Origin of the sequence: Nitrobacter sp. TKz-YC02, assembly GCF_049852135.1 — a bacterium.
Taxonomy (GTDB): Bacteria; Pseudomonadota; Alphaproteobacteria; order Rhizobiales; family Xanthobacteraceae; genus Nitrobacter; species Nitrobacter vulgaris.
In genome coordinates this window covers 413231-437941 of the sequence record NZ_CP180728.1, presented here as the reverse complement: position 1 = coordinate 437941, position 24711 = coordinate 413231, and the positions used below count along the sequence as shown (strand labels likewise).

Below are 24711 nucleotides of genomic sequence, written 5' to 3'. Positions count from 1 at the left end.
GCGGAACAACGAAGCGAACCTTCGGACCGCGCCGATCCGGCGCTGGCAAGATTTCCGAAAAACATGGTTCGCCCAAAAGAGGTAGGAGACTGACGAGCGACCCGATCCGGACCTCGTTAGGGCTGCTTCCTTCCGGATCTGACCCGGTTGGCGAGTGGCTCGTCCACCGCCAATCTCCCAATTCCTATTTGGGGCCAAAAGCCCAGGAAAGCAAGCAGCGAGGACGACCCCGGAACGAGCCGTCTGAACCATTGACCTCGGCGGATCGCCGCGCCAGTTTGCATTGGCCGTCCTCAAAAAGTGTCCGCGAACGATGTCCGAAGCCTGGTCGCTTCACCCGCAGCTCGAGGAGGACACGGTCTCCATCAGCGACCTGCCGCTCAGCCGTCTGCTACTCAGCAAGGATGCCAGCTATCCCTGGCTTATTTTGGTGCCAAGACGGGCTGGTGCGATCGAGATCATCGACCTCGATCGCGACGACCGCGCATACCTGATGACGGAGATCGGTCAGGCGTCAGAAGTGCTCAAGGACATCACAGGTTGCGACAAGCTCAACGTGGCCGCGCTCGGCAATCAGGTGCCCCAGCTTCACGTCCATATCATCGCGCGTCGCAAAGGAGACTTTGCATGGCCCCGCCCGGTCTGGGGCGTGGCGCCCGCGCTCGCATACAATGCGGCAGAACTCGAGGCATTCTTAGGGGCTATCAGGCGCAGGACAGGGCTCGGCGAGACCATTGTCAGAACTCGGTCCGACGGAACCTGAGCAAAACCTGCCGGTTTAACCGCTTGTCCCGATCTTCCTCATTGGCAAGGATTTCCGCATGATGAAAAAGCCACGCATCCTGTGTATCGGCATGCCAGTGCGCGACCTGACCTTTCACGTGCAGGGCCTCCCGAAACGCGGCTTGAAGATCGGCGCCGAGCGCTTCGAGGAAATCGCCGGCGGCAACGCATTCAACGCGGCGGTCGCCATTTCCCGGCTCGATGGCGGAGTGGCGTTTTGCGGCCCCATGGGGGACGCCGGCGAAACATCCAGCCGCTACATCTTCGACAAGGCGGCAGAACTCGGCATCGCGATGCAGGACATCGTTCACATGCCAGGTCTGGTGACGCCGATCTCCACCGTCATGATCGATCCGGGCGGCGAGCGAACCATCATCACCTTCCGCGATCCCGAACTATGGAAAGTGCGTTTACCCGAGGCTGACAGGGTGCTCAGCGATTGCGACGCCATCCTTGCTGAAAGTCGATGCGCGTCGTTCTGCACCGGTCTTTGCGCTGAAGCGCGGCGCCGCGGCATCCCGGTCGTGATCGATGTCGATTCCGCCATGTCAATGCGCGAGGGTCTGCTCACTGCGTCCTCACATCTGATTTTCTCAAGTGAAGCCCTTCAGGCCACTGCCGACATCGCCGACGACGCGGCGGCATTGCAGAAGCTCGCCAAGGTCACTTCAGCCTTCCTAGCCGGAACGCGCGGCTCCCAAGGAACAGTGTGGCTCGATCCGAATGGCGGCGGCCTCCGCCAGACCGCCGCCTTCCCCGTCCACACCGTGGACACATTGGGCGCCGGAGACGTCTTCCATGGCGCTTTCGCTCTCGCCATGACCGAGAATCAGGATCTTGAAAACGCACTCAGGTTTGCCTCCGCCGCAGCCGCCATCAAATGCACCCGCTTCGGCGGCGCCTTCGCCTGCCCGCAACGTGCTGAAGTGGAAGCCTTTTTGGAGCACGGCGGTTCGAACTGAGCCGAGCCCCGCTGACGACACTTGCATTGGAATATTTTTCTATATATGAGCTTGAATACCCTCAATATTGGAATAACGTTCTAGCCATGAGCGATCTTGCCCTTCAGACCATTGAATCCGGTCGCCGCCTCGACGCCATCGACCGCAAGATTCTCACCGTGCTCCAGGAGGACGCATCCCTATCGGTGGCAGAGATCGGCGACCGGGTCGGTTTGTCCTCGACGCCCTGCTGGAAGCGTATCCAGCGGCTCGAAGCGGACGACATCATTCTGCGCCGGGTGGCGCTGGTCGATCAGAACAAGATCGGGCTCGGCATAACAGTGTTCGTATCGATTGAAAGCGGCGACCACTCGGATGCGTGGCTGACCAACTTCGCCAATGCGGTCCGCGCGATGCCCGAGGTGATGGAGCTCTACCGCATGGCGGGCGACGTCGATTACATGCTGCGCGTCGTGGTCGCCGACATGGCGAGCTACGACCTCTTTTACAAGAAGCTGATTAGTTCAGTCGCGCTGAAGAACGTCACCTCCCGATTCGCGATGGAGAAGATCAAATCGGTAACAGCGCTGCCGGTGCCGGCGGCAAGCGCGGTGTAGCGATTTCAAATCTTGATACGCGGTTTCACCCGTGTATTCCTGACAATCAAATCTTCTGATTGTATTCGCCGACCTCGGGATGCGTACGCAGCACGCTGTCCATCACCTCGAACATATCGCGCATCCGCTGTTCGGAGACCGGGCTTTCGACCACCACAACAAGCTCGGGCTTGTTCGATGACGCCCGCACCAACCCCCAGCTTCCATCCTGCGCCGTCACTCTGATGCCGTTGACGGTGACAAGATCGCGGATCGGCTGACCGGCGATCTTGTCGCCGTTGGCCTTGGCCGCCTCGAAATGCTTCACCACGCTGTCAACGATGCCGTACTTGGCCTCGTCGGCGCAATGCGGCGACATCGTCGGCGACGACCAGGTTTTGGGCAAGGCGTTCTTCAGGTCGGCCAGCGATTTGCCAGCTGCGCGATCAAGCATCTCGCACACAGCGATCGCCGAGATCAGTCCGTCGTCGTAACCGCGGCCCATCGGCGCGTTGAAAAAGAAGTGCCCGGATTTTTCGAAACCAGCGAGCGCGCCGAGCTCATTGGTGCGCCGCTTCATGTAGGAGTGGCCGGTTTTCCAGTAAGTCGTCCGCGCACCCTGCTGCTGCAATACCGGATCGGTGACAAACAATCCTGTCGACTTCACATCGACCACGAAATGCGCATCCTTGTGGATCGCTGACATGTCGCGCGCCAGCATCACGCCGACCTTGTCGGCGAAGATTTCCTCGCCGGTGTTGTCGACCACGCCGCAGCGATCTCCGTCACCGTCGAAGCCGAGACCGGCGTCGGCCTTGTGCTCGAGTACCGCGTCGCGGATCGCGTGCAGCATCTTCATGTCTTCGGGATTGGGATTGTACTTCGGAAAAGTGTGATCAAGCTCGGTATCCAGCGGGATCACCTCGCAGCCGATCGCCTCCATCACCTGCGGCGCGAAGGCGCCGGCGGTGCCGTTGCCGCAGGCCACCACGACCTTCAACTTGCGCTTCAGTTTCGGCCGTTTCGTCAGATCGGCGATGTAGCGCGCCGGGAAGTTGTCGTGAAACTCATAGGAGCCGCCCGCCCTGGTGGCGAAGGCAGCGCCGAGCACGATTTCCTTGAGCCGCGTCATTTCGTCTGGCCCAAACGTCAGTGGCCGGTTGGCGCCCATCTTGACACCGGTCCAGCCGTTGTCGTTATGCGAGGCCGTCACCATGGCAACGCAGGGGACGTCGAGCTCGAACTGGGCGAAGTATGCCATCGGCGTCATGCAAAGTCCGATATCGTGAACCTTGCAGCCCGACGCCAACAGGCCGGAGATCAGCGCGTACTTGATAGAGGACGAATAGCTGCGGAAATCGTGACCGGTGACGATCTCCTTCTTCTGGCCGAGTTCGCCGATCAGCGTGCCTAGGCCCATGCCCAGCGCCTGGATGCCCATCAGGTTGATTTCCTTGCCGAACAGCCAGCGCGCGTCATATTCGCGAAAGCCGGTCGCCTTCACCATCGGCTCGGATTCATAGGCATAGGTGTTCGGTGCCAGAACTGGTTTCGGCTTCGGAAACATGCGGATGGGCCTCTCAAGGAAAGGACATGACATAAGGAAATGCAGCGCTGGCGATACCACTGCTGCTGGAATGCGGGAGCTAGAACTATTCCGGCTTTGACGACATCAAAGCCGGGCTCAAGCTTTTTATTTAACGCGTTTTCTTGACGCGAACCGATGTCCACTTCGCTCGAAAACGCTACCGGTGTGTGAACGGCAATTGCGGCATAATTCGCGACGGCGAAGCATCCGCGCGTCAGCCCCAACGGCGACGACGAATTATTGTTCTAGCATCATCCGCCCGTTCGCGAATTCGAAGCGCTTGAGTTTGGATAAAAAAGATAAACCAAGCAGATTTTCAGACAGCGCTTCGTCGGGCAGCACCATGGCATCGACATCGCGCACGATGAGACCGCCGATGTCGACCATGGCGAGCCGGGTACGCGCCGCCTTGAGCTTGCCGTTGGCCGTAGTCACCGTCGTCGTGTAGTCGTTCTGCGAGGGCCGCACGCCAAGCCGCGCGGCCGAGCTTTCGTTGAGCGCGACGACGGAGGCACCGGTGTCGACCATGAAGCCGATGCGCTGGCCGTCGATTCGGCCTTCTGTCTGGAAGTGGCCCCGGCCGTCGCGTGCAATGCTAATGCTGCGGATGCCGGCCTGGGCATTATCCTGAAGCGCGGCGAACGCTGTCGGCTGCGTCGACGTGGTGGGCCGCGCGGCTGCGGTCGTGGTCATCTCGTCGGCCAGTTGCGCCATATAAGAGCCGGCACCGATCAGAAGCGCGGCAAGAATTATCAGATTACGCATGGCGCATACTCACTGACAAATGGCGACGCGGCGATCTCGCGACGGCCATCAGCCGGCTACGAGCAATGGCGAAGCTGCTATTTGTGCCAAAAGGATGAGCGAACCGTTAACATGCGCGCGGAGCTGTGCGGCCAATTGGGGAAGCTAGCGACCATCTTCCGTCGTCAGGGCGAATGCCACGACCGCATAGCGCCTGTGGATCAGCATCAAGAGTTCGGTCGGTGACGAGGACCGCCCAGCGCGCCGCCACGAGATGTCGAATGAGCAATCGATCCATCCGTCATCGCGGCGCTTGGCTTCCGTAAAACTAGCCTGGTAGCCCACTTCTTGGGTCATCACAGGCAGTTCGATGACCGCCCGCATCTGCGTATCGTCCGCGACGATCAACCGGGCCCTACGTTCACGGGGAATGAAATAGTCGACCCACTTGAGCGCCCCCAGAGTCATGACGGCCAGTAGGGTGGCAGTCATGCCGAGCACGAGTTGGCCTCCACCCAGCGAAAGCCCGATCACGGTCATCAGCCACAACGTCGCCGCGGTGGTGACGCCGGCGATAAGGTCACCCTTCTTGAAGATGGTACCGGCGCCGATAAACCCCACGCCGGTCAAAATGCCGAGCGGCAAACGCATGACGTCAATCTGGACAAAGGACTCAACCGTTTTGCCGCTGGTCGATAGCAGGATGTTCGCCTGGATCATGGCGATCGAAGCAGCAAGACCGACCAGAATGGTGGTACGAAATCCGGCCGCATGCCCTTGCACGCCCCGGTCAAACCCCACGATGCCCCCCGCAACCATTGTCAGAGCGAGACGGATCGCGATATCCGACCAGGTCGGCTGCAGGGGCATGTCCATGAAGGGCCTCAAGGTGGGTCGCGGCGCGAGACGTCACGTCAACGCCTCATCAATGGCGCGAGTTCCCCGCTCAATCGGCCCTTTCAGGTCCCACGCGGCTTAACCCGCCGTGTCGGCGGCGCATTCGCCGGATCGTCCGGCCAGGGATGCCGGGGATAGCGCCCGCGCAGATCGGAACGAACGGCGGCATAGCTGCCGCGCCAGAAGCCCGGCAGGTCGCGCGTCACCTGCACCGGGCGATGCGCCGGAGACAGCAATTCCAGGACCAGCGGCACCTTGCCTTGCGCGATCGACGGATGCGTCGTCAGGCCGAACAATTCCTGCAATCTGACGGCAATGGTCGGCCCCTGCTCGGCTTCGTAGTCGATCGCGAGCATCGTACCCGTCGGCGCCTCAAAATGGGTCGGCGCCTCGCGCGCCAGCCGCGCGCGCAAACTCCAAGGCAACAACGCCATCAGCGCTTCCGACAGATCGCCGGCCGAAAATTCCTTCAAAGCGGTCTTGTCGAACAGCGCGGGCGCCAGCCACATGTCGGTTGTGGCCACAAGCCCGGCATCGGACAGGTCCGGCCACTCCTCGCCTTCCGCCGCGCGCAGGAACATGACCCGGCCGCGCCATTGCTTGAGCGGCTTCGACCACGGCAAGCGATCCAGACCCGCTCCTAACAATCCTTCGGCGAGGATGCGCGCTGTCGTAACCGACGGCGCGACCGCCACCGGCGCTTCGGCAAGCGTGATCGCATGCAGCCGCTTGCGCCGCCGTGCCCGCAAACTCATCGCCGCGCGATCGAATGAGATCTCCTCGTCGGTCTCGATCTGGCCAGCGAAGCGCGATTCGATCTCGGCCTGCGCGATCGGCACGGCCAGAAGAATGCGGCCGTTGGCTGCGGTACCGGTTAGTTCAGCAACCGCGATAAAAGGCGACCGCGCCAGCACCGAGGCCTGATCGGCCGACGCGCCACGGCCGTTGGCGAGCACGAAAGACCCGTTGCCGCGATTGCGCGCCACGCGATCGGGAAACGCGAGAGCGAGCATCACGCCGCTGGAAGGAAAGGTTTCTCCCTCCCCACCAGAGGCGGGAGGGGTAACAGGCACCGCTACCTGCGACGCCCAACGTTCCGCAAGCTGTCTCGCGCCGGCGGCGCGTGGCGAGCGGTCGCGGCGAAAGCTATCGAGCCTCGCATCGAGATCGACGCTGTCGCCGCCCAGACCCCGCTCGGTCAGTACCGCCGCAATGTCCGCAGCCTCCCGGCCTGCGCCGAGACGATGCGCGCCCACGATCATGCGCGCGAGCCGTGGGGGCAGCGCCAACGCGCGCAAACTTTTTCCTTCGTCGGTGATGCGGCCATCGGCATCCAGCGCGCCCAGCTCGCCCAGCAGGCTTCGCGCCTCGTTCAACGCGGGAGCAGGCGGTGGATCGAGAAACGTCAGTGTGGCGGGATCGCGCACACCCCATTGCGCGAGATCGAGCACCAACGACGACAGATCGGCTGAGAGGATCTCGGGCTGGGTATAGGCGGACAGCGAGGCGGTCTGCGGCTCGTCCCATAGCCGATAACATACACCAGGCTCGGTGCGGCCTGCGCGGCCGCGGCGCTGGTCCACCGCGGCGCGCGAGGCACGCATGGTTTCCAGCCGCGTCAGGCCGATGTCAGGTTCGAAGCGCGGCACCCTCGCCATGCCGGAATCCACCACGATGCGGACGCCCTCGATGGTCAGCGAGGTCTCGGCGATCGATGTGGCCAGCACCACCTTGCGACGCCCCCTCGGCGCGGGCGCGATGGCGCGATCCTGCACCGCCGCGTCGAGCGCGCCGAACAACGGCACGATCTCAATGGATGCATCGTGAACCCGTTCAGCGAGCATATTTTGCGTGCGCCGGATTTCGGCCGCGCCCGGCAGGAACGCCAGCACGGAGCCTGCGTCAGCGCGCAGCGCTGTCGCGATCGCGTCAGCCATCTGCCGCTCTAGTGGTGAATCGGGCTTGCGGCCAAGATATCGCGTTTCAATCGGGAAGGCGCGGCCCTCGCTTTCGATCACCGGCGCGCAGCCAAGACGTTTTGCGATCCGCGCACCGTCGATGGTCGCGGACATCACAAGAATCCGCAAATCCTCCCGCAGTCCGGTCTGGACGTCACGCGCCAGTGCGAGCCCGAGGTCTGCATCGAGCGAACGCTCATGAAACTCGTCGAACAGGATCGCGGCAACACCGTTCAGTTCGGGATCGTCGAGGATCTGCCGCGAGAAGATCCCTTCGGTGACGACCTCGATACGCGTTCTGCGCGAGATCTTGGAGCCGAAGCGCACGCGATAGCCCACGGTCTCGCCAGCGCGCTCGCCCAGCGTCTGCGCCATTCGTTCCGCGCTGGCGCGCGCCGCGATCCGGCGTGGCTCCAGCACGACGATCTTCCTGCCGGCGACCCAGGGCGTGTCGAGCAGTGCCAGCGGCACCCGCGTCGTCTTGCCGGCTCCCGGCGGCGCCACCAGCACCGCGGCGTTGTGCGCAGCAAGCGTGCGTCCAAGTTCGCCGAGCACGGCGTCGATCGGAAGCGGGTTGGCGAATGTTTCCATCAAGGATTAGGTCCGCGCGTACGGCATGGTAACGGGAAGGCCGTCCTATAGCGTTTTCGAGCGAAGTGGATAACCGGTTCGCGTGGAGAAAACGCGTCAGATCAGAATGATAGAGCCCTGCTTCTGATTCCATCAGAAGCGGAAAGGCTCTAGCGCACCACTTGCCAAACGGCCAGGCGATACCTCTGTCCGATCACTTTCCCGGGAAACCGGCACATTATTTGATTGATGAAAGGAGAACGCAACCGATCCGCCTGTAAACAGGCCCCATCGCGCCGAAAAGAGACAACCATGACCGGAAACGGCACAGCTGCGCAGAAAAGCGAACGGGTCGACTGGGTCGACTATGCCAAGGGCATCTGCATCATCATGGTGGTGATGATGCACTCGGTGCTAGGCGTTGAGGCCGCAGCCGGACAAACCGGCTTCATGCACCTCGTGGTCGAATTCGCAAAGCCGTTCCGGATGCCGGACTTCTTCCTGATTTCCGGCCTATTCCTGCCGCTCGTCATTAACCGCGACTGGCGCACCTACCTCGACCGCAAGGTCGTGCACTTCTTCTACTTCTACGTTCTGTGGACCGCGATCCAGTTCGGCTTCAAGGCCCCCCACTTTGCCGCCGAGGTGGGCTGGCCGGGCGTCGTCCATCTCTATCTGATGTCGTTCATCGATCCGTTCGGCACGCTGTGGTTCATCTATCTGCTGCCGGTGTTCTTCGTGGTCATCAAGGCCACGCGCCGGATCGCGCCTTGGGCGATCTGGGGTGCTGCGGCGGCGCTCGAGATGACGCACATCTCGACCGGCTGGACGCTTATCGACGAATTCGCCGCTCGCTTCGTCTACATCTATTCCGGATACCTGTTCGCGAACTACGTATTCGCATGGTCGGCCCGCGCCCGCGCTTATCCGGGATTGACGCTGGCGGCGCTTGCGCTGTGGGCTGTTGTCAACGGCGGCCTGGTCCATACTGGCATCAGCGAATGGCCGATCGTTTCGCTCGCGCTCGGTCTCGCCGGCGCCAGCGCCATCATCGCTGTTGGCACTTTGCTTGCGAAAATGCGCTGGCTGAACGCCGTGCGCTATTGCGGCGAGCACTCGATCGTCATCTATCTCGCGTTCTTCCTGCCGATGGCCGCCTCACGCACGATCCTGCTGAAAGCAGGTTTGATCCAGGATGTCGGCTTGATCTCTCTGATCGTCACCATCGCCGGCGTGATCGGCGCGGTGCTGATCTGGTGGGCCTGCCGCAACACTCGGGCGAACTTCCCGTTCGAGCGTCCTGACGCCTTCTGGATCGCGCCGAAGAAACGAGCCTCCGCGATTCAGGCGGCGGCCAAATAATCCGGCTCGGTCGCCCGGTCAACCCGAAGCCCTGCGATTTTTGTCGGTCACGAGAACGCCGCGGGGGTGCCATTAGCGGGAAAACTCCTTAAGTTGCGGCCATGCCGAAAAAGCCCGCCGCCAAACCCGCTGCCGCGATCGACGCAGCCGAGATCCCAGCCACCATCCCCGCGACGGTTCCTGCGGCGAAAGCTGAAGCTGGGACCAATATGCAGGGACAGCACGTCTTTCTGGTCGACGGCTCATCCTACATCTTCCGCGCTTATCACGCTCTGCCGCCGTTGAACCGCAAATCCGATGGACTGCAGGTCAACGCGGTCCTCGGCTTCTGCAATATGCTGTGGAAGCTGTTGCGCGACATGCCGAAGGACGACAAGCCGACGCACCTCGCGATCATCTTCGACAAGTCCGAGGTAACGTTCCGCAACAAGCTCTATCCCGACTACAAGGCGCATCGGCCGCCCGCACCAGACGACCTGATCCCGCAATTCGCGCTGATCCGCGAGGCGGTGAAAGCGTTCGACCTGCCCTGCCTCGAACAGATCGGCTTCGAAGCCGACGACCTGATCGCGACCTATGTGAGGCAGGCGTGCGAGCGTGGCGCGACCGCGACCATCGTATCTTCTGACAAGGACTTGATGCAGCTCGTCACCGACTGCGTCACCATGTACGACACTATGAAGGACCGCCGCCTCGGCATACCTGAAGTGATCGAGAAATTCGGCGTGCCGCCGGAGAAGGTGGTCGAGGTGCAGGCTTTAGCCGGCGACAGCGTCGACAACGTGCCGGGCGTGCCGGGCATCGGCGTCAAGACCGCCGCGCAACTCATCACGGAATACGGCGACCTCGAAACCTTGCTGGCGCGCGCCACTGAGATCAAGCAGCCGAAGCGGCGCGAGACTCTGATAGAGAATGCCGAGAAGGCCCGCATCTCGCGGCAACTCGTTTTGCTCGACGACAAGGTCGCGCTCGATGTGCCGCTGGACGACCTCGCGGTGCAAGAGCCCGACGCCCGTAAGCTGATCGCCTTCCTGAAGGCGATGGAATTCACCACGCTGACAAAACGCGTCGCAGACTATTCCGAGCTTAACGCGGCCGAGATCGAGCCGGACAAAAAAAACGCCAGCGGGGCTTCTTCGACAGCGCCCAAGGCGTCCATAGCCGCCGTCACCGGCGATCTGTTCGGTAGCAGCGATAGCGTCGTGAAAAGCACGCCGATCATCAAGGCAAAGGCGACGGGCGACGCGGAGATCAAAACGCCTGCGGCCCTTGCCGCCGCCCGCCTTGAAGCGGTGCGCAAGCTGCCAGTCCAGCACGACACCTACGAAACAATCCGCACGCTAGAGCGGCTGAAAGACTGGGTTGCCCGCATCGATAACAATGGCAGCTTTGCCTTCGAAGCCCTGGCACCGACGATTGATCCCATGCAGGCCGAATTGTCGGGCCTCACTCTGGCTCTCGCGCCGAACGATGCATGCTACATCCCGCTCAGCCACAAACAGGCCGGCGACGGAGCCGGCCTGTTTGCCGCCGGTCTTGCGCCCGGTCAGATCGCGGTCCGCGACGCGCTGGATATCCTGAAGCCAATCCTTGAATCCGGCGGCCACCTGAAGATCGGGCTCAACGTCAAGTTCAGTGCCGTGCTACTCGCGCAGCATGGCATCGTCATGCAGAATCACGACGACGTCGAGCTGATATCCTATGCACTCGATGCCGGGCGGGGCTCCCACGATCTCGAATCGCTGGCACAACGCTGGCTCGGGCACACCGCGCAGAGCTACGGCGAACTGACCGGCAGCGGCAAGAACAAGCTTGCGTTCGATCAGGTGGCGATCGAGCGCGCCACGGCTTACGCGGCGGAACATGCCGACCTCACCTTGCGGCTGTGGCAGGTCTTAAAGCCATGGCTGGTCGCCGAGCGCATGAATGCGGTCTACGAGACGCTCGAGCGGCCGATGGTCGCGACGCTGGCGCGGATGGAGCGGCGCGGCATCACCATCGACCGGCAGGTGCTGTCGCGACTCTCAGGCGAATTCGCGCAGACCGCGGCACGACTGGAAGCCGAAATCCAGCAGCTTGCGGGCGAGCCGATCAATGTCGGCAGCCCGAAGCAGATCGGCGAGATCATGTTCGGCAAGATGGGATTGCCGGGCGGCAGCAAGACCAAGACCGGCGCATGGTCGACCTCGGCGCAAATCCTCGATGAACTCGCCGAGCAGGGCCACGCCTTCCCGCGCAAGATCCTTGACTGGCGACAGGTGTCCAAACTGAAATCGACCTATACCGACGCGCTGCCCGAATACGTTCATCCCCAGACCAAGCGCGTACACACGACCTATGCGCTCGCTGCCACCACCACCGGCCGATTGTCGTCGAACGAGCCGAACCTGCAGAACATCCCGGTGCGCAACGAGGAGGGACGAAAGATTCGTCGTGCCTTCATCGCGGTCCCCGGACACAAGCTGGTGTCAGCCGATTACTCTCAAATCGAACTGCGGCTGCTTGCGGAAATCGCCGATATCCCGGTGCTGAAGCAGGCGTTCCGCGACGGCCTTGATATTCACGCCATGACGGCGTCGGAAATGTTCGGCGTGCCCGTAAAGGGAATGCCCGGCGAAATCCGCCGCCGGGCCAAGGCTATCAACTTCGGCATCATCTACGGTATCTCGGCTTTCGGCCTCGCCAATCAGCTCGGCATCCCCCGCGAAGAAGCAGCCGCCTATATCAAGAAGTATTTCGAGCGCTTTCCCGGCATTCGCGCCTACATGGATGCGACCCGCGATTTTTGCCGCGAGCACGGCTATGTCACGACCCTGTTCGGCCGCAAATGCCATTACCCCGACATCAAGTCGCCGAACCCCTCGCATCGCGCCTTCAACGAGCGCGCCGCGATCAATGCGCGTCTGCAGGGGTCGGCTGCCGACATCATCCGCCGCGCCATGGCGCGGATGGACGATGCGCTCGCGGCGAAGAGGCTGTCCGCACGGATGCTGCTGCAGGTCCATGACGAGCTGATTTTTGAAGTGCCGAACGAGGAGGTCTCGGCAACGCTGCCGGTCGTACAACATGTGATGCAGGATGCGCCATTCCCGGCGGTGTTGCTGTCGGTGCCGTTGCAGGTCGACGCCCGCGCCGCTGATAACTGGGACGAAGCACATTAGGACCATCCCAACGGCCGACCTGACAAGAACACAACAAGAACTGCACGACACCACTGACAACTGCACGCGCCGCCTTCGACTCGGAACGTTTCGCCGCTCGTGATATTGAATCCCTTTCTGCAGTTTTCAGCCCGTTGCGTATGGAGTTTTCGATGGCCCCGCGTGCTAACTGGAAGGGCTTTCTACGCCTTTCGCTCGTGACCTGCCCGGTAGCCCTGTTTCCGGCGACCTCGGAGTCCGAGAAGGTCAGCTTCAACCAGATCAATCGCAAGACCGGGCACCGCATCAAGTATCAGAAGGTCGATGCCGAAACCGGCGACGAGGTCGACAACGACGATATCGTCAAGGGGTACAAGATCGATACCGATACGTATCTCGAAGTGACGAAGGACGAACTCGACAACATCGCGCTGGAGTCCACCCACACCATCGATATCGACCGGTTTGTGCCGCGCGCAGAGATCGACGATCTCTATATTGTCAGGCCGTATTATCTGGTGCCGGACGGCAAGGTCGGACACGATGCCTATGTCGTGATCCGCGACACCATCAAGGCGACGGGCAAGGTCGCGCTGGCTCGGGTGGTGCTGACCAATCGCGAGCACGTCATTGCCCTTGAAGCGCGCGACAACGGGTTGGTCGGCCTGCTGCTGCGCTACGCTTACGAAGTACGCGAGGCATCGGACTATTTCGACGACATCAAGGAGATGAAGATCACCAAGGACATGCTCGATCTCGCCAAGCATATCGTCGAGCAAAAGTCCGGCCGCTTCGAGCCGACTGCCTTTGAGGATCATTATGAAGCAGCGCTGCTGGACTTGATCGAGCAGAAGAAGGCAGGCCACCCGATCGCAAAAGCCAAGGTCAAGACCGAAGGCAATGTCATCAACCTGATGGATGCCTTGCGGCAGAGCCTGAAGGGCGGCAAATCTGCGCCGGCCGTGGCCAAGGCAACTCCGGCAAAAGGCAAGAAGTCGAAGAAGCGTATCGAAGGCCAGCGCGAGATGCTGTTTCCGATCGAGGGCAAAAAGGCCGCCGCGAAGGAGGCCAAGCGGGAGCCTGCGAAGCGTCCGGCCAAAACTGCGAAGACATCGACGGCGAAGGGCTCCACCGCGAAACGCAAGGCCGGTTAACCGGCTGCACCGATGCGCAAACTAATCGCCTTCGACGACGAGACCATGGCGGCGCTGACGCAGCTCGGCCGCGATCGCATGGCGACCCTTCAGGATCTGGCCGACGAGGCTTTTGCCGACCTCTTGAAAAAGCATGGCGTGCCGATTGATCTCAAGGATGCCCTGCGGAAGAGTGCGGGCGTCGGAAAGAAAAAGGCGTGACGCCGGCAGCACTCTTGCGCTTACCGGGCGTTGCCGACGTTTGATCCTTGATCGGAGCCGTCGCCGTGACCTCGCGAAAACTGCGTACCTATCGCGACAAGCGTGACTTCTCAAAAACCGCCGAGCCGAGCGGTAAGGCGCGCGTCGCGACCTCAAAGCAGCGGCGCTTCGTCATCCAGATGCATGACGCCACACGGCTGCATTACGACTTCCGTCTCGAATATGACGGAGTGTTCAAATCCTGGGCCGTGACGCGCGGTCCCTCGCTCGACCCAACCGAGAAACGTCTGGCGGTCGAGGTCGAGGATCACCCGCTCGACTATGGCGACTTCGAAGGCACCATCCCGAAGGGTCAATATGGCGGCGGTACCGTGGAGATCTGGGACCGCGGCTACTGGTATGCCGAGGACCCGGCGAAAGGTCTCGCCAAGGGCGACCTCAAATTCGCGCTGATAGGGGAAAAGCTCAAGGGCGAGTGGGTGCTGGTGCGCATGAAGCACGACCGCAGCGGCGGCAAGCGCACCAACTGGCTGCTGATCAAGCACCGCGACGACTACGCAAAGCTGGGCGGCGGCGAGGATGTGCTGAAGCAGGACCGGTCCGTCGCATCGGGTCGGACCCTCGAACAGATCGCCACAGGCAAGGGCAAGGCGCCGGAGCCTTTCATGATGACCAGGCGAATCGCCGACTCTGACGCGGTTTGGGATTCGAACAAGGGCGCTGCCGCGGAGGCGCGCACCAGGGAATCGAAACGGTCGGCAAAGCCGAGCCCAGAGCCCGCATCGACCGACAAGAAGGCGCCGAAGAAAACCCGAGTACAAATTGCCAAGGCACGCGCGATCAGGGGCGGGATGCCGGACTTTGCCGGACTTCAGCTTTGCGAAACGGCAACGCGCCCGCCATCGGCGGAGGGTTGGGTGCATGAAATCAAGTTCGACGGCTATCGCATCCAGATCCGGATCGAGAACGGTGACGTGACGCTGAAAACCCGCAAAGGCCTCGACTGGACCGACAAGCTTTCAGCCATCGCAAAGGCGGCCGCGAAACTGCCCGACGCCATCCTCGACGGCGAGATCGTCGCGCTCAACGCAAAGGGCGATCCTGATTTCTCGGCGATGCAGGCCGCGCTGTCCGAAGACAAGACCGACGAACTGGTGTTCTTCGCATTCGATCTGTTGTTTGCGGAAGGCGAAGATTTGCGCCCGCAGCTGCTGCTGACGCGCAAGGACCGGCTTCGCAAGCTGCTCAGGCGCTCTGCAAGATCCGACCGCGCACCGATCCGCTACGTGGAGCATTTTGACGTGAACGGCGAACAGATGCTCGCATCCGCCCGCGACGCCGGCCTCGAAGGTATCATCTCCAAACGCATCGACGCGCCCTATCGCGCCGGCCGCGGCGGTAACTGGGTCAAAACCAAGAGCCGTCCCGGCCATGAGGTCGTGATCGGCGGGTGGAAGACAACAGGCGACAAGTTCCGCTCGCTGATGGCCGGCGTCTATAACGGCGACCACCTCGTCTATACCGGCATCGTCGGCACCGGCTACGGCCGCGATACCGTGAAACGCATCATGCCAGCATTGAAAGCCGCGGCCGCATCGAAAAGTCCTTTCACCGGCAAGAATGCGCCGGCCGGCAGTCGCAACGTTCATTGGCTAAAACCTAAACTGGTCGCCGAAATCGAATTCGCCGGTTGGACTGATGACGGCATGGTCCGGCAAGCAGCCTTCAAAGGGCTGCGCGCGGACAAGCCGGCGCGTGAGGTCAGGGCGGAAATGCCGGCCCGTGCGGCCGCCCCAAGGTTCAACAAGGCACGACTCGATAAGACAAGGCTCGACAAGACAAAGCTCAACGCAACACAGCCCAACGCGCGAGCCACACCAACAGCGAACACCGACACGACCAGACCGCGGCAACCTCGCACGTCCGCGGCGCGCGATCGCTCGACGGTGATGGGCGTTGTGATCTCGCATCCAGATAAAGCGCTATGGCCGGATGCGGGGGACAAGCAGCCGGTCACCAAGCTCGATCTTGCCACCTACATGGAAGCCGTGGGCGACTGGATGATCGGCCACATACGCGGGCGGCCGTGTTCGATCGTGCGCGCGCCAGATGGCATCGACGGCGAGACGTTCTTCCAGCGCCACGCCATGCCGGGCCTATCGGATCTGGTCACGCAAGCGAAGGTGTCAGGCGACCGAAAGCCTTATCTGCAGATCGACCGCGTCGAGGCACTGGCGGCGGTGGCGCAGATCGGCGGTATCGAATTGCATCCGTGGAATTGCGCACCCAACGAATACACGGTGCCGGGACGGCTGGTATTCGACCTCGATCCCGCGCCGGGCATCGCATTCCCCGACGTGATCGCTGCGGCCAAGGACATGAAGCAGCGGCTTGAGGCGCTCGGGCTCGAAACGTTCTGCAAGACCACCGGCGGCAAGGGGCTGCACGTCGTCACGCCGCTTGCAATCAAGCAAAAAGACGGATTGAACTGGAAGCAAGCCAAGATGTTCGCCCAAGCCGTCTGCGAACAAATGGCCGCTGACGCACCCGATAAATATCTCATCAACATGTCGAAGAAGCAGCGCGAGGGAAAAATCTTTCTCGATTATCTTCGCAACGATACCAAATCGACGGCTGTCGCGCCGCTGTCGCCGCGCGCGCGGCTCGGCGCCACTGTATCCATGCCGCTGAACTGGTCTCAGGTGAAAGCCGGTCTCGATCCTAAACGTTTCACACTCCGCACCGCGCCAGATCTCTTGAAAAAGAGTAAGGCATGGGCGGGCTATGACAAGGCCGCACGTCCACTAACCACCGCAATCAGCAGGCTCGTACGATGACGAACATAACAGGTAGTAGCCGAAGGGTCGCGCTGCTCGGCATTCCCATCGACATGGGCGCATCGCAACGCGGCACCTTGATGGGGCCAGCAGCACTGCGGACCGCGGGAATCAAGCCGGTGCTGGAAAACCTGGGCATCGATGTCCTGGATCATGGCGACATCTCCATTGCTCAGATCGTGCCGGCAACCGACCCAATTCCCGCGAAGGCCAACAACTACCGCGATATCCAGGCATGGGTCCGCGCACTCAGCCCGCGCGCTTATGATCTGACGAAGTCCGGCGCGATCCCGATCTTTCTTGGCGGCGACCACAGCCTCTCGATGGGTTCGATCAACGGCGTCGCGCGCTATTGGCATGAACGAGGACGCGAACTGTTCGTTCTTTGGCTCGACGCTCACGCCGATTACAATACGCCGCTGACGACCATGACCGCGAACATGCACGGCATGTCGGCCGCCTTTGCGTGCGGCGAGCCCGGGCTTGAAGGCCTGCTCGGCGCCGAACCGCGCGCCTCTATCTCGCCAGCGCATCTGGACCTGTTCGGCATCCATTCGATTGACCCGCTCGAGAAGAAGCTGGTGCAAGACCGTCGCATCGCGGTCGCTGACATGCGCGCGATCGATGAGTTCGGCGTGTCCGTATTGATTCATCGCGTCATCGAGCGAGTGAGGGCGCGCAATGGCGTCCTGCATGTCAGCTTCGATCTCGACGTCCTGGACCCCGGCATCGCGCCCGGCGTCGGCACGACCGTTCCGGGAGGAGCGACCTATCGCGAGGCGCATCTCGTCATGGAACTGCTATACGATTCCGGACTGGTCCGTTCGGTCGACATCGTCGAACTCAATCCGTTTCTCGACGAACGCGGGCGAACCGCGCGGGTCGCGGTGGAATTGATCGCGAGCCTGTTCGGGCAGCAGATCACCGACCGCCAGACTCCGAGCAATGCGCTGGAGCCGGATAGAATCTGAACACGCGCCGGAGCCTTGCGGACATCATGCAAATGCGGTCGTGACCGCGCGTCCGACGGCCGCGATGACAGCGTTTTGCCGATCCGCCGAGGCGGTAGCACCCGTGAGATAGGCCGTCACAATAAACGGCGCCCGATCCGGCGGCCAGATCACAGCAACATCATTCGCTGTTCCCCGCTCGCCGGACCCGGTTTTGTCGCCGACGCGCCACGCGGCCGGCAATCCGGCGCGCAGGCGCTTGCCGCCAGCTGTATTGGCCGCGAGCCAACCCGCGAGTCGAGCGCGCGACTCCGCCGACAGCATGCCGTCCAATACCAACGCCCGCAAATCGGAGGCCATCGCGTTCGGCGTCGTAGTATCGCGCGGATCGCCTGGCAACGCTTCATTGAGTGCGGTCTCGGTGCGGTCGAGACGCGTCATGTCGTCGCCCAGACCCCGCACAAAAGCGGTCAGGCCCTGCGGGCCGCCAATGCTCGCGAGCAGCAGATTTCCCGCGGTGTTGTCGCTGAGCGTAATTGCAGCCTTGCATAGTTCTGCGACGGTCATGCCGTGCGGGCCGACGTGCTTCTGCGTCTCCGGCGAATGGGCCACGAGATCGGTCTCACTGAAATAAATCCGCCGCGAGAGATTTTCCTTGCCGGCATCGACCCCTTGAAGAACGGCGCCCGATGCTAGCACCTTGAAGGTGCTGCACATTGGAAACCGCTCGTCCATCCGCTGGCCGACGCGCTGGCCGGTGCCGGTATCGAGCAGCGTGACACCCAGCCGTCCGCCGCCGCTTTCATTCTCCAGCCTTTTCAATTCGTCGACAAACTTCTCATGCAATGCCGAGGCCGCCCGGGCTCGGCCAGCCCAGCCCATGACGACCAGCCCCGCCAGGCCCGCACCCGTCGCACGCAGCAATCGTCGTCTGCCGATCATTTTTTAATCGTCCTCATATTTGGCTGTGCCGAGGTAGTTAGGTAAAGAGCGCGGCGTAACTATCGAAGAATCACTCTTCAAGAGTGCAGGCTTACTCTGCCGCCTCCTTAGCCGCCGGAGCCGCGGCCTTGACCTCGGCATCGACGTCGTTCTCGAATCTACCGAAATTCTTCCGAAACATGTCGACCAGGGCGCGCGCGGTCCTGTCGAACTCGACCTTATCGGCCCAGGTCTTGATCGGATCGAGGATATGCGGCTCGACGCCTGGTACCGAGGTTGGGACTGCGAACCCGAAATATTTGTCATTGTGAAACTGGACGTCGCGCAAGGAGCCGTCGAGCGCTGCGCCGAGCAGAGCGCGCGTGACCCTGATTGGCATGCGACGGCCGGTCCCGTATTTGCCCCCGGTCCAACCGGTGTTCACCAGCCAGCAATCGACCTTGTGCTTCGCGATCAAGGCGCGCAGCATGTTGCCGTAGACGCTGGGATCGCGCGGCAAGAACGGCGAGCCGAAGCAGGTGGAGAATTCTGGCTGCGGCTCGTTGCCGAGGTCACGCTCAGTTCCCGCTACCTTCGCGGTGTAACCCGAAAGAAAATGATACATTGCCTGCGCCGGCGTCAGCTTGGCGATGGGCGGTAGTACGCCAAAGGCGTCAGCGGCCAGCATGATCAGATTTTTTGGCTGGCCGGCACAACCTGTTAAAGACGCGTTCGGAATGAATTCGAGCGGATAGGCCGAACGGGTGTTCTCGGTCCTCGAGTCGTCATTGAAATCGGGTATCCGCGTGGCTTCGCCGTGTACGACATTCTCAAGCACTGCACCGAAGCGTTTCGAAGCGGCGTAAATCTCGGGTTCGGCCTCCTGCGACAGCCTGATGCATTTGGCGTAGCAGCCGCCCTCGAAATTGAAGATGCCGTCCTTGCTCCAGCCGTGCTCATCGTCGCCGATCAGCGTGCGTTTGGGATCGGCGGACAGCGTGGTCTTTCCCGTTCCCGAGAGGCCGAAGAAGATCGCGCTGTCACCGCCGGGGCCAACATTGGCCGAGCAGTGCATCGGCAACACGCCCTTGTCGGGCAGATGGTAGTTCAGCGTGGTGAAGATGCTTTTCTTCATCTCCCCGGCATAATGAGATCCGCCGATGAGAATGATCTTGCGGATGAAATCGATGGCCACAACGTTCTCCGAGCGAACGCCATGCCGTTTGGGATCGGCGCGGAAGCTCGGCAGGTCGATGACGGTCAGTTCAGGTACGAAATTGGTAAGTTCCGATATCGCCGGCCGGCGCAATAGGGTGCGAATAAAAAGCGAATGCCAGGCCAGCTCGGTGAAAACGCGGGTCTTGATGCGGAAATTTGTATCGGCACCGCCATAGAGGTCCTGTGCAAACAGCGTCTTGTTCCTGGCGTGCTCAAGAAAGTCGGAATACAACGCGCCGAATTGCCCCGACGTCATCGACTGGTTGCCTGCCCACCATATATTTTTATCGGTGGTCGCATCACGGACCACGAATTTATCCTTGGGGCTTCGGCCGGTGAAGATACCGGTCTCCGCGCATAACGCGCCATCCGCATTCAGCATCGCTTCGCCTGTACGTAGGGCATGCTCGTAAAGCTGCGGCGCGCCAAAATTCCAGTACACGGCCTTGAGATTTTTTAGGCCGAACTTTTCGGCGCCGAAAGTGCCGTTACGCACGCCTGTCTCAGGCACGGAAAATTCCTCCTCGTCGAATCCGCATCGCAGGGCGCGATCATAACCAATCGCGCTTCCGCAGCGATGTCTAAATTATAGCCGTCCAGAGCCGGCATCGATCAAGGCCAAACTCATCTGGCCAATCCCGGCTTACTCCAGGGGATTCGGATCAAGGCTATGCTGACGCGCGGGCCTTCTCCGCCAGTTCCTTCAAGATAACGCGAAGTTCATCGGGGGCGACGATCCGCCGCGGAAAATCAAGGCGCAACGCATCACGCTTGTCGGCACTCATGTCCAAGCCGTCGGGATCGCAACCGGTGCAGCGCCAGTCGGCCGTCTCCGCGCCGAGCAACCGCGTTGCATAAAGATTCAAGGCGTCGCGATGATCGCTATTCATATGTTCGATCGCAGTTTGTTCGGCCGCGACCAACGCGTCCGCGCCCTCAAGGCTGGTCAGAATCTTTTCCGGCCTGAGATCAACAATCCGTCCGAAACCAGCCACCAAATGAACTCCGGTTAGCCGAATCCGGAAGAACGAAAAATCATTGAAATCCGCGAAAGATTCCGCCGAGGGGTGAACGTTCAGATAGCGTCTTCGCAGGATTGCCTTGAGTTCCCCATCCGCCTCCTCGGCGGTTCCCGCGACCATGATCCGGGAGCCTTCCAGAGGGTCGCCGGCTGCGCGCTCGTCCAGCATCAGCGACACTCTGGGGTCGGCGAGCAGATTTTTCGTATGCACTGCAAGGCGTGAAATCAAAAGAATTGGTGAACCATCGTAATGGCTTGCGACATTCACAAGGGAGCAATAGGGGTCGCCGCTAGCGGTCATTAAGGTTGCAAGCGCGCCTTGCCGGCTGCGGCGTAGCAGGGATCGGGTCAGGTTTGCGGCTGTGAAATTGGCGGTCGGCTGCATGGCTTAAATCCTCAAATTTGAAAAACCACCTTTTCAGGGCTAAACTGATAACCGAACAGAGTGGGAACGGTAGGGCCTTTCGCACGTTTAAAGAGCCTCGGTCACACTTCAGCCTCGCTTGCATTGCTCGTTGACTGCGTTCTTAAGGTCACACCAATGGCAGACGGTCGAATTGTTCGCCTCTCGCCACCCGCTTCGGAAAGCAAGCATATGCCCACAATTGCTTTGGTCGATGACGACCGCAACATTCTCACATCGGTGTCGATTGCGCTCGAAGCCGAAGGCTATCGCATCATGACTTATACCGATGGAGCGTCGGCACTCGACGGCTTCCGCACCAGCCAGCCGGACCTTGCGATCCTCGACATCAAGATGCCGCGCATGGACGGAATGGAGACACTGCGACGACTGCGTCAGAAATCCGACCTGCCCGTTATTTTCCTCACCTCCAAAGACGAAGAGATTGATGAACTGTTCGGCCTCAAGATGGGTGCCGACGATTTCATCCGCAAGCCGTTCTCGCAACGGTTGCTGGTCGAGCGCGTCAAAGCGGTTTTGCGCCGAGCCTGCCCGAAAGATCCTGCCGCCGTACCCAAGGAGAGCGACGCAAAGGCGCTCGACCGTGGCCTGCTGCGCATGGACCCAGAGCGTCACACCTGCACCTGGAAGAACGAGCCCGTCACCCTGACCGTCACAGAGTTCCTTATCTTGCAAGCGCTGGCGACACGCCCCGGCGTCGTCAAAAGTCGCAACGCGCTGATGGACGCCGCCTACGATGATCAGGTCTACGTCGATGACCGCACCATCGACAGCCACATCAAGCGGCTGCGCAAGAAGTTCAAGGTCGTCGACGACGACTTCGAAATGATCGAAACCCTGTACGGCGTGGGTTACCGCTTCAGGGAAACCTGATAACATCGTTATGGGCGCGCGGCCCGTGAACCGGATGTTCCATGACATGTCCGGTTTGCTTTCAGTGTGAGTGCAAACGTTCGTCGTCCTAGCCGCATCTTCAGCGACAAACGCAAAGCGTTTACGCGGGAATGACAGCAATAGTGAATTTGGTGCAACCGGGCAGTTTCAGTCCTTGCTTGATCGAACGCAGCCTGATTTGAATCCCGAGACCGAGGACACCTCGCAGGCCCTCGCGCTGGAAACCCCTGCCGATTATGTCGAGCCAACGCCACGCTGGCAGCGGCCGCTGGGCTGGCTGACTCGAGCCGGGCAGTTTCTCTTCACGCTCAGTTTTTCAAGCCTGACCCGCCGCATCGTGTCGCTGAACCTGGCGGGCCTCATCGCGCTGGTCGCCAGTATTCTCTATCTCTCGCAATTCCGCGCCGGCCTGATCGACGCGCGCGCGCAAAGCCTGCTGGTGCAGGGCGAAATCATCGCCAGCGCCATTGCCGCTTCGGCGACGGTGGAAACCAATACCATCACCATCGACCCGGACCGCTTGCTCGATCTCAAGCCCGGCGAGAGCTATGGCGCGCCGGATGAAATTTCAGGGCTGGATTTTCCAATCAATCCCGAGCGCGTCGCTCCCGTGCTGCGGAGGCTGATCTCTCCGACCAAAACGCGCGCGCGCATCTACGACCGCGACGGTGTGCTGATCCTCGACAGCCGCAGCCTTTTTCGTCGCGGCGATGTCATACGTTTCGAACTGCCGCCTCCGACCGACGTCAAACCCGGCTTCGTGGAACGCACCACGATCGCGATCCGCACCTGGCTCAATCGCGGCGATCTTCCGCTTTATCGCGAGCTCGGCCCCGAGAATGGAAACGGCTACCAGGAGGTTGCGCAGTCGCTCAAGGGTGAGAAGTCCAGCATGGTGCGCATCAACGACCGCGGCGAAATCATCGTCTCGGTCGCCGTTCCGGTCGAACGCCCCCGCTCCACCATTTTCGGCTCGCTGATGCTATCCACTCAAGGCGACGATATCGACCAGATGGTCATGGCGGAACGGCTGGCAATCCTGAAAGTATTCGGCGTTGCCATGATCGTCATGATCGTGCTGTCGCTGCTGCTCGCAAGCACCATCGCCGGACCGGTACGGCGGCTCGCAGACAGTGCGGAGCGTGTGCGGCGCCGTATCAAGACGCGCATCGAGATTCCCGACTTCACTCGCCGCCGCGACGAAATCGGTCATCTATCCGGCGCGCTGCGCGACATGACCGACGCGCTCTACAACCGTATCGAGGCGATCGAGACCTTCGCGGCCGACGTCTCCCATGAACTGAAAAATCCCCTCACCTCGCTTCGCTCCGCGGTGGAGACCCTGCCGCTCGCGAAGACCGACACCAGTCGCAGCCGACTACTGGAAGTCATCGAGCATGATGTCCGCCGGCTTGATCGACTGATCTCTGACATATCCGACGCAAGCCGACTCGACGCCGAGCTACAACGGCAGGATGAGGCGCCCGTCGATATCCAGCGTCTTTTGACCATGCTTATATCGGTCGCGAACGAAACCAAGCTCGGCCGCGACATCAGTGTCGACGTGCGCTTCGAAGGCAGTCGCACCTTCTCGGTGCCGGGGCATGACTTGCGACTAGGACAGGTGATATCCAACCTCCTGACCAATGCTCAATCGTTTTCGAAACCCGGCGGCCGTGTGCGCATCGTGTGTCGCCGCTTGAAATCCGAAATCGAGATCGTCGTGGACGACGACGGTCCCGGCATTCGCCCCGACGCGTTGGAGCGCGTGTTCGAACGCTTCTACACCGACCGACCCGACCAGGGTTTCGGTCAGAACTCCGGGCTTGGCCTTTCGATTTCGAAACAGATCATCGAAGCGCATCGCGGACGGATCTGGGCTGAAAACCGCCCCGGACCGACCGATGCCCATGGCGACATCCGGATCGCCGGCGCGCGTTTCATCGTCCGGCTTCCCGCGTCATGATCGCGTCGTCCGGACCGACGATCCATGGCTCCGCGGTTCTGGTGGGAGATCGCGCCGTTCTGATCCGCGGCCCCTCCGGCGCCGGCAAGTCTCGTCTCGCCTTCGACCTCATCCTCGCCGGCCGCAGCCGCCAGCTCCCCGTAACGACGCTGGTCGGCGATGACCGCCTCTTCGTGACACCGCTTCATGATGGGCTACTCGTCAGGCCCGCGCCTGAGCTTGAGGGAATGATAGAAATCCGTGGGTTCGGGATTCGCCGGTGCGCTTTCGTCGCGGAGGCACAGGTCGGCCTGGTGATCGATCTCGAGGCGCCCGACGCGGAGCGCTTGCCGCCGCCAAAAGCACTACAAACCACCATATTAGGGGTCGATCTGGCCCGAATTCCGGTTGCAGCTACTTTTTCGCCACTTCCGATAGCCATCGCCGCGCTGACGACTATTCCGGGTTGCAGCGACACTCGTTCCACCACCGATTGTCCCGAGGAATCCGGTAACCATATAAGTCCTACTACAGCCATGGAGTAAACCATCCCGGCTTTCAGAGTGG

At 61.4% G+C, this 24711-nt stretch carries 19 protein-coding genes and 1 other RNA gene; 12 read left to right on the top strand and 8 right to left on the bottom strand.

Annotated elements, in window-relative coordinates; genetic code table 11:
- Positions 1-81: 81 nt before the first annotated feature.
- An RNA gene (gene ffs / locus ACM561_RS02070) (signal recognition particle sRNA small type) lies at positions 82-178 on the bottom strand.
- A gap of 135 nt (positions 179-313) precedes the next feature.
- On the opposite strand from ffs, the gene ACM561_RS02065 reads away from it, so the two are divergent.
- From ACM561_RS02065 to ACM561_RS02055, 3 genes are all read left to right on the top strand, one after another.
- Positions 314-763 carry an HIT domain-containing protein gene (locus ACM561_RS02065; RefSeq protein WP_425907674.1) on the top strand — a complete coding sequence of 150 codons (450 nt, stop codon included), beginning with the start codon at positions 314-316 and terminating at the stop codon, positions 761-763.
- Positions 764-821: 58 nt separating this feature from the next.
- Positions 822-1745, top strand: a complete 924-nt coding sequence (locus tag ACM561_RS02060) for a sugar kinase (RefSeq protein ID WP_425907673.1) — start codon at positions 822-824, stop codon at positions 1743-1745.
- A gap of 86 nt (positions 1746-1831) precedes the next feature.
- The gene (locus ACM561_RS02055; RefSeq protein ID WP_425907671.1) at positions 1832-2341 is read left to right on the top strand and encodes an Lrp/AsnC family transcriptional regulator; all 510 of its coding nucleotides are present in this window, start codon (positions 1832-1834) and stop codon (positions 2339-2341) included.
- A gap of 46 nt (positions 2342-2387) precedes the next feature.
- Here the strand turns inward: ACM561_RS02055 and ACM561_RS02050 are convergent, their stop codons facing one another.
- The 4 genes from ACM561_RS02050 to hrpB form a co-directional block, all read right to left on the bottom strand.
- Entirely contained in the window at positions 2388-3887 is a 1500-nt protein-coding gene (locus tag ACM561_RS02050) for a phosphomannomutase/phosphoglucomutase (protein WP_425907669.1), read from the bottom strand.
- A gap of 258 nt (positions 3888-4145) precedes the next feature.
- Positions 4146-4673 carry a TIGR02281 family clan AA aspartic protease gene (locus tag ACM561_RS02045; RefSeq protein WP_425907668.1) on the bottom strand — a complete coding sequence of 176 codons (528 nt, stop codon included), beginning with the start codon at positions 4671-4673 and terminating at the stop codon, positions 4146-4148.
- Positions 4674-4817: 144 nt separating this feature from the next.
- Complete coding sequence (locus ACM561_RS02040) at positions 4818-5528, bottom strand: MgtC/SapB family protein (protein WP_425907666.1); 711 nt, start codon at positions 5526-5528, stop codon at positions 4818-4820.
- Positions 5529-5611: 83 nt separating this feature from the next.
- Positions 5612-8098 (bottom strand): ATP-dependent helicase HrpB, encoded by a 2487-nt coding sequence (hrpB, locus tag ACM561_RS02035; protein ID WP_425907665.1) that lies wholly within the window; start codon positions 8096-8098, stop codon positions 5612-5614.
- A gap of 291 nt (positions 8099-8389) precedes the next feature.
- On the opposite strand from hrpB, the gene ACM561_RS02030 reads away from it, so the two are divergent.
- The 6 genes from ACM561_RS02030 (at position 8390) to rocF (ending at position 17742) form a co-directional block, all read left to right on the top strand.
- Entirely contained in the window at positions 8390-9439 is a 1050-nt protein-coding gene (locus ACM561_RS02030) for an acyltransferase family protein (protein WP_425907663.1), read from the top strand.
- Positions 9440-9540: 101 nt separating this feature from the next.
- Positions 9541-12600 carry a DNA polymerase I gene (gene polA / locus ACM561_RS02025; protein WP_425907662.1) on the top strand — a complete coding sequence of 1020 codons (3060 nt, stop codon included), beginning with the start codon at positions 9541-9543 and terminating at the stop codon, positions 12598-12600.
- A 152-nt stretch (positions 12601-12752) separates the two neighbouring features.
- Entirely contained in the window at positions 12753-13733 is a 981-nt protein-coding gene (locus ACM561_RS02020; protein WP_425907660.1) for a Ku protein, read from the top strand.
- Positions 13734-13745: 12 nt separating this feature from the next.
- Positions 13746-13934 (top strand): hypothetical protein, encoded by a 189-nt coding sequence (locus tag ACM561_RS02015; protein WP_425907659.1) that lies wholly within the window; start codon positions 13746-13748, stop codon positions 13932-13934.
- A 65-nt stretch (positions 13935-13999) separates the two neighbouring features.
- Positions 14000-16771 (top strand): DNA ligase D, encoded by a 2772-nt coding sequence (gene ligD, locus ACM561_RS02010; protein WP_425907657.1) that lies wholly within the window; start codon positions 14000-14002, stop codon positions 16769-16771.
- A complete protein-coding gene (gene rocF, locus ACM561_RS02005) occupies positions 16768-17742 on the top strand; it encodes an arginase (protein ID WP_425907655.1) in 975 nt (324 codons plus the stop codon). The genes ligD and rocF overlap by 4 nt, the downstream gene beginning before the upstream one ends.
- 24 nt (positions 17743-17766) lie before the next feature.
- Here rocF and bla read toward each other — a convergent pair whose 3' ends face one another.
- The 3 genes from bla to ACM561_RS01990 form a co-directional block, all read right to left on the bottom strand.
- Complete coding sequence (gene bla / locus ACM561_RS02000) at positions 17767-18663, bottom strand: class A beta-lactamase (protein WP_425907654.1); 897 nt, start codon at positions 18661-18663, stop codon at positions 17767-17769.
- A 91-nt stretch (positions 18664-18754) separates the two neighbouring features.
- On the bottom strand, positions 18755-20371 hold the full coding sequence (locus tag ACM561_RS01995; protein WP_425907652.1) for a phosphoenolpyruvate carboxykinase: 1617 nt from the start codon (positions 20369-20371) through the stop codon (positions 18755-18757).
- A 157-nt stretch (positions 20372-20528) separates the two neighbouring features.
- The gene (locus ACM561_RS01990) at positions 20529-21266 is read right to left on the bottom strand and encodes a HugZ family protein (protein ID WP_425907651.1); all 738 of its coding nucleotides are present in this window, start codon (positions 21264-21266) and stop codon (positions 20529-20531) included.
- A 210-nt stretch (positions 21267-21476) separates the two neighbouring features.
- Between ACM561_RS01990 and ACM561_RS01985 the strand changes: the two genes are divergently transcribed.
- The 3 genes from ACM561_RS01985 (at position 21477) to ACM561_RS01975 (ending at position 24689) form a co-directional block, all read left to right on the top strand.
- A complete protein-coding gene (locus tag ACM561_RS01985; protein WP_079445423.1) occupies positions 21477-22178 on the top strand; it encodes a response regulator transcription factor in 702 nt (233 codons plus the stop codon).
- 175 nt (positions 22179-22353) lie between these two features.
- On the top strand, positions 22354-24165 hold the full coding sequence (locus ACM561_RS01980; protein WP_425907649.1) for a stimulus-sensing domain-containing protein: 1812 nt from the start codon (positions 22354-22356) through the stop codon (positions 24163-24165).
- Positions 24162-24689, top strand: coding sequence for an HPr kinase/phosphorylase (locus ACM561_RS01975; RefSeq protein WP_425907647.1), 528 nt, complete (start codon positions 24162-24164; stop codon positions 24687-24689). Before ACM561_RS01980 ends, ACM561_RS01975 begins: the two co-directional genes overlap by 4 nt.
- Positions 24690-24711: the final 22 nt, after the last annotated feature.

Coding starts and splice junctions, on each gene's coding strand:
- ACM561_RS02065 (WP_425907674.1), top strand. CDS start 314: ATGTCCGAAGCCTGGTCGCTTCACCCGCAGCTCGAGGAGGACACGGTC.
- ACM561_RS02060 (WP_425907673.1), top strand. CDS start 822: ATGATGAAAAAGCCACGCATCCTGTGTATCGGCATGCCAGTGCGCGAC.
- ACM561_RS02055 (WP_425907671.1), top strand. CDS start 1,832: ATGAGCGATCTTGCCCTTCAGACCATTGAATCCGGTCGCCGCCTCGAC.
- ACM561_RS02050 (WP_425907669.1), bottom strand. CDS start 3,887: ATGTTTCCGAAGCCGAAACCAGTTCTGGCACCGAACACCTATGCCTAT.
- ACM561_RS02045 (WP_425907668.1), bottom strand. CDS start 4,673: ATGCGTAATCTGATAATTCTTGCCGCGCTTCTGATCGGTGCCGGCTCT.
- ACM561_RS02040 (WP_425907666.1), bottom strand. CDS start 5,528: ATGGACATGCCCCTGCAGCCGACCTGGTCGGATATCGCGATCCGTCTC.
- hrpB (WP_425907665.1), bottom strand. CDS start 8,098: ATGGAAACATTCGCCAACCCGCTTCCGATCGACGCCGTGCTCGGCGAA.
- ACM561_RS02030 (WP_425907663.1), top strand. CDS start 8,390: ATGACCGGAAACGGCACAGCTGCGCAGAAAAGCGAACGGGTCGACTGG.
- polA (WP_425907662.1), top strand. CDS start 9,541: ATGCCGAAAAAGCCCGCCGCCAAACCCGCTGCCGCGATCGACGCAGCC.
- ACM561_RS02020 (WP_425907660.1), top strand. CDS start 12,753: ATGGCCCCGCGTGCTAACTGGAAGGGCTTTCTACGCCTTTCGCTCGTG.
- ACM561_RS02015 (WP_425907659.1), top strand. CDS start 13,746: ATGCGCAAACTAATCGCCTTCGACGACGAGACCATGGCGGCGCTGACG.
- rocF (WP_425907655.1), top strand. CDS start 16,768: ATGACGAACATAACAGGTAGTAGCCGAAGGGTCGCGCTGCTCGGCATT.
- bla (WP_425907654.1), bottom strand. CDS start 18,663: ATGATCGGCAGACGACGATTGCTGCGTGCGACGGGTGCGGGCCTGGCG.
- ACM561_RS01990 (WP_425907651.1), bottom strand. CDS start 21,266: ATGCAGCCGACCGCCAATTTCACAGCCGCAAACCTGACCCGATCCCTG.
- ACM561_RS01985 (WP_079445423.1), top strand. CDS start 21,477: ATGCCCACAATTGCTTTGGTCGATGACGACCGCAACATTCTCACATCG.
- ACM561_RS01975 (WP_425907647.1), top strand. CDS start 24,162: ATGATCGCGTCGTCCGGACCGACGATCCATGGCTCCGCGGTTCTGGTG.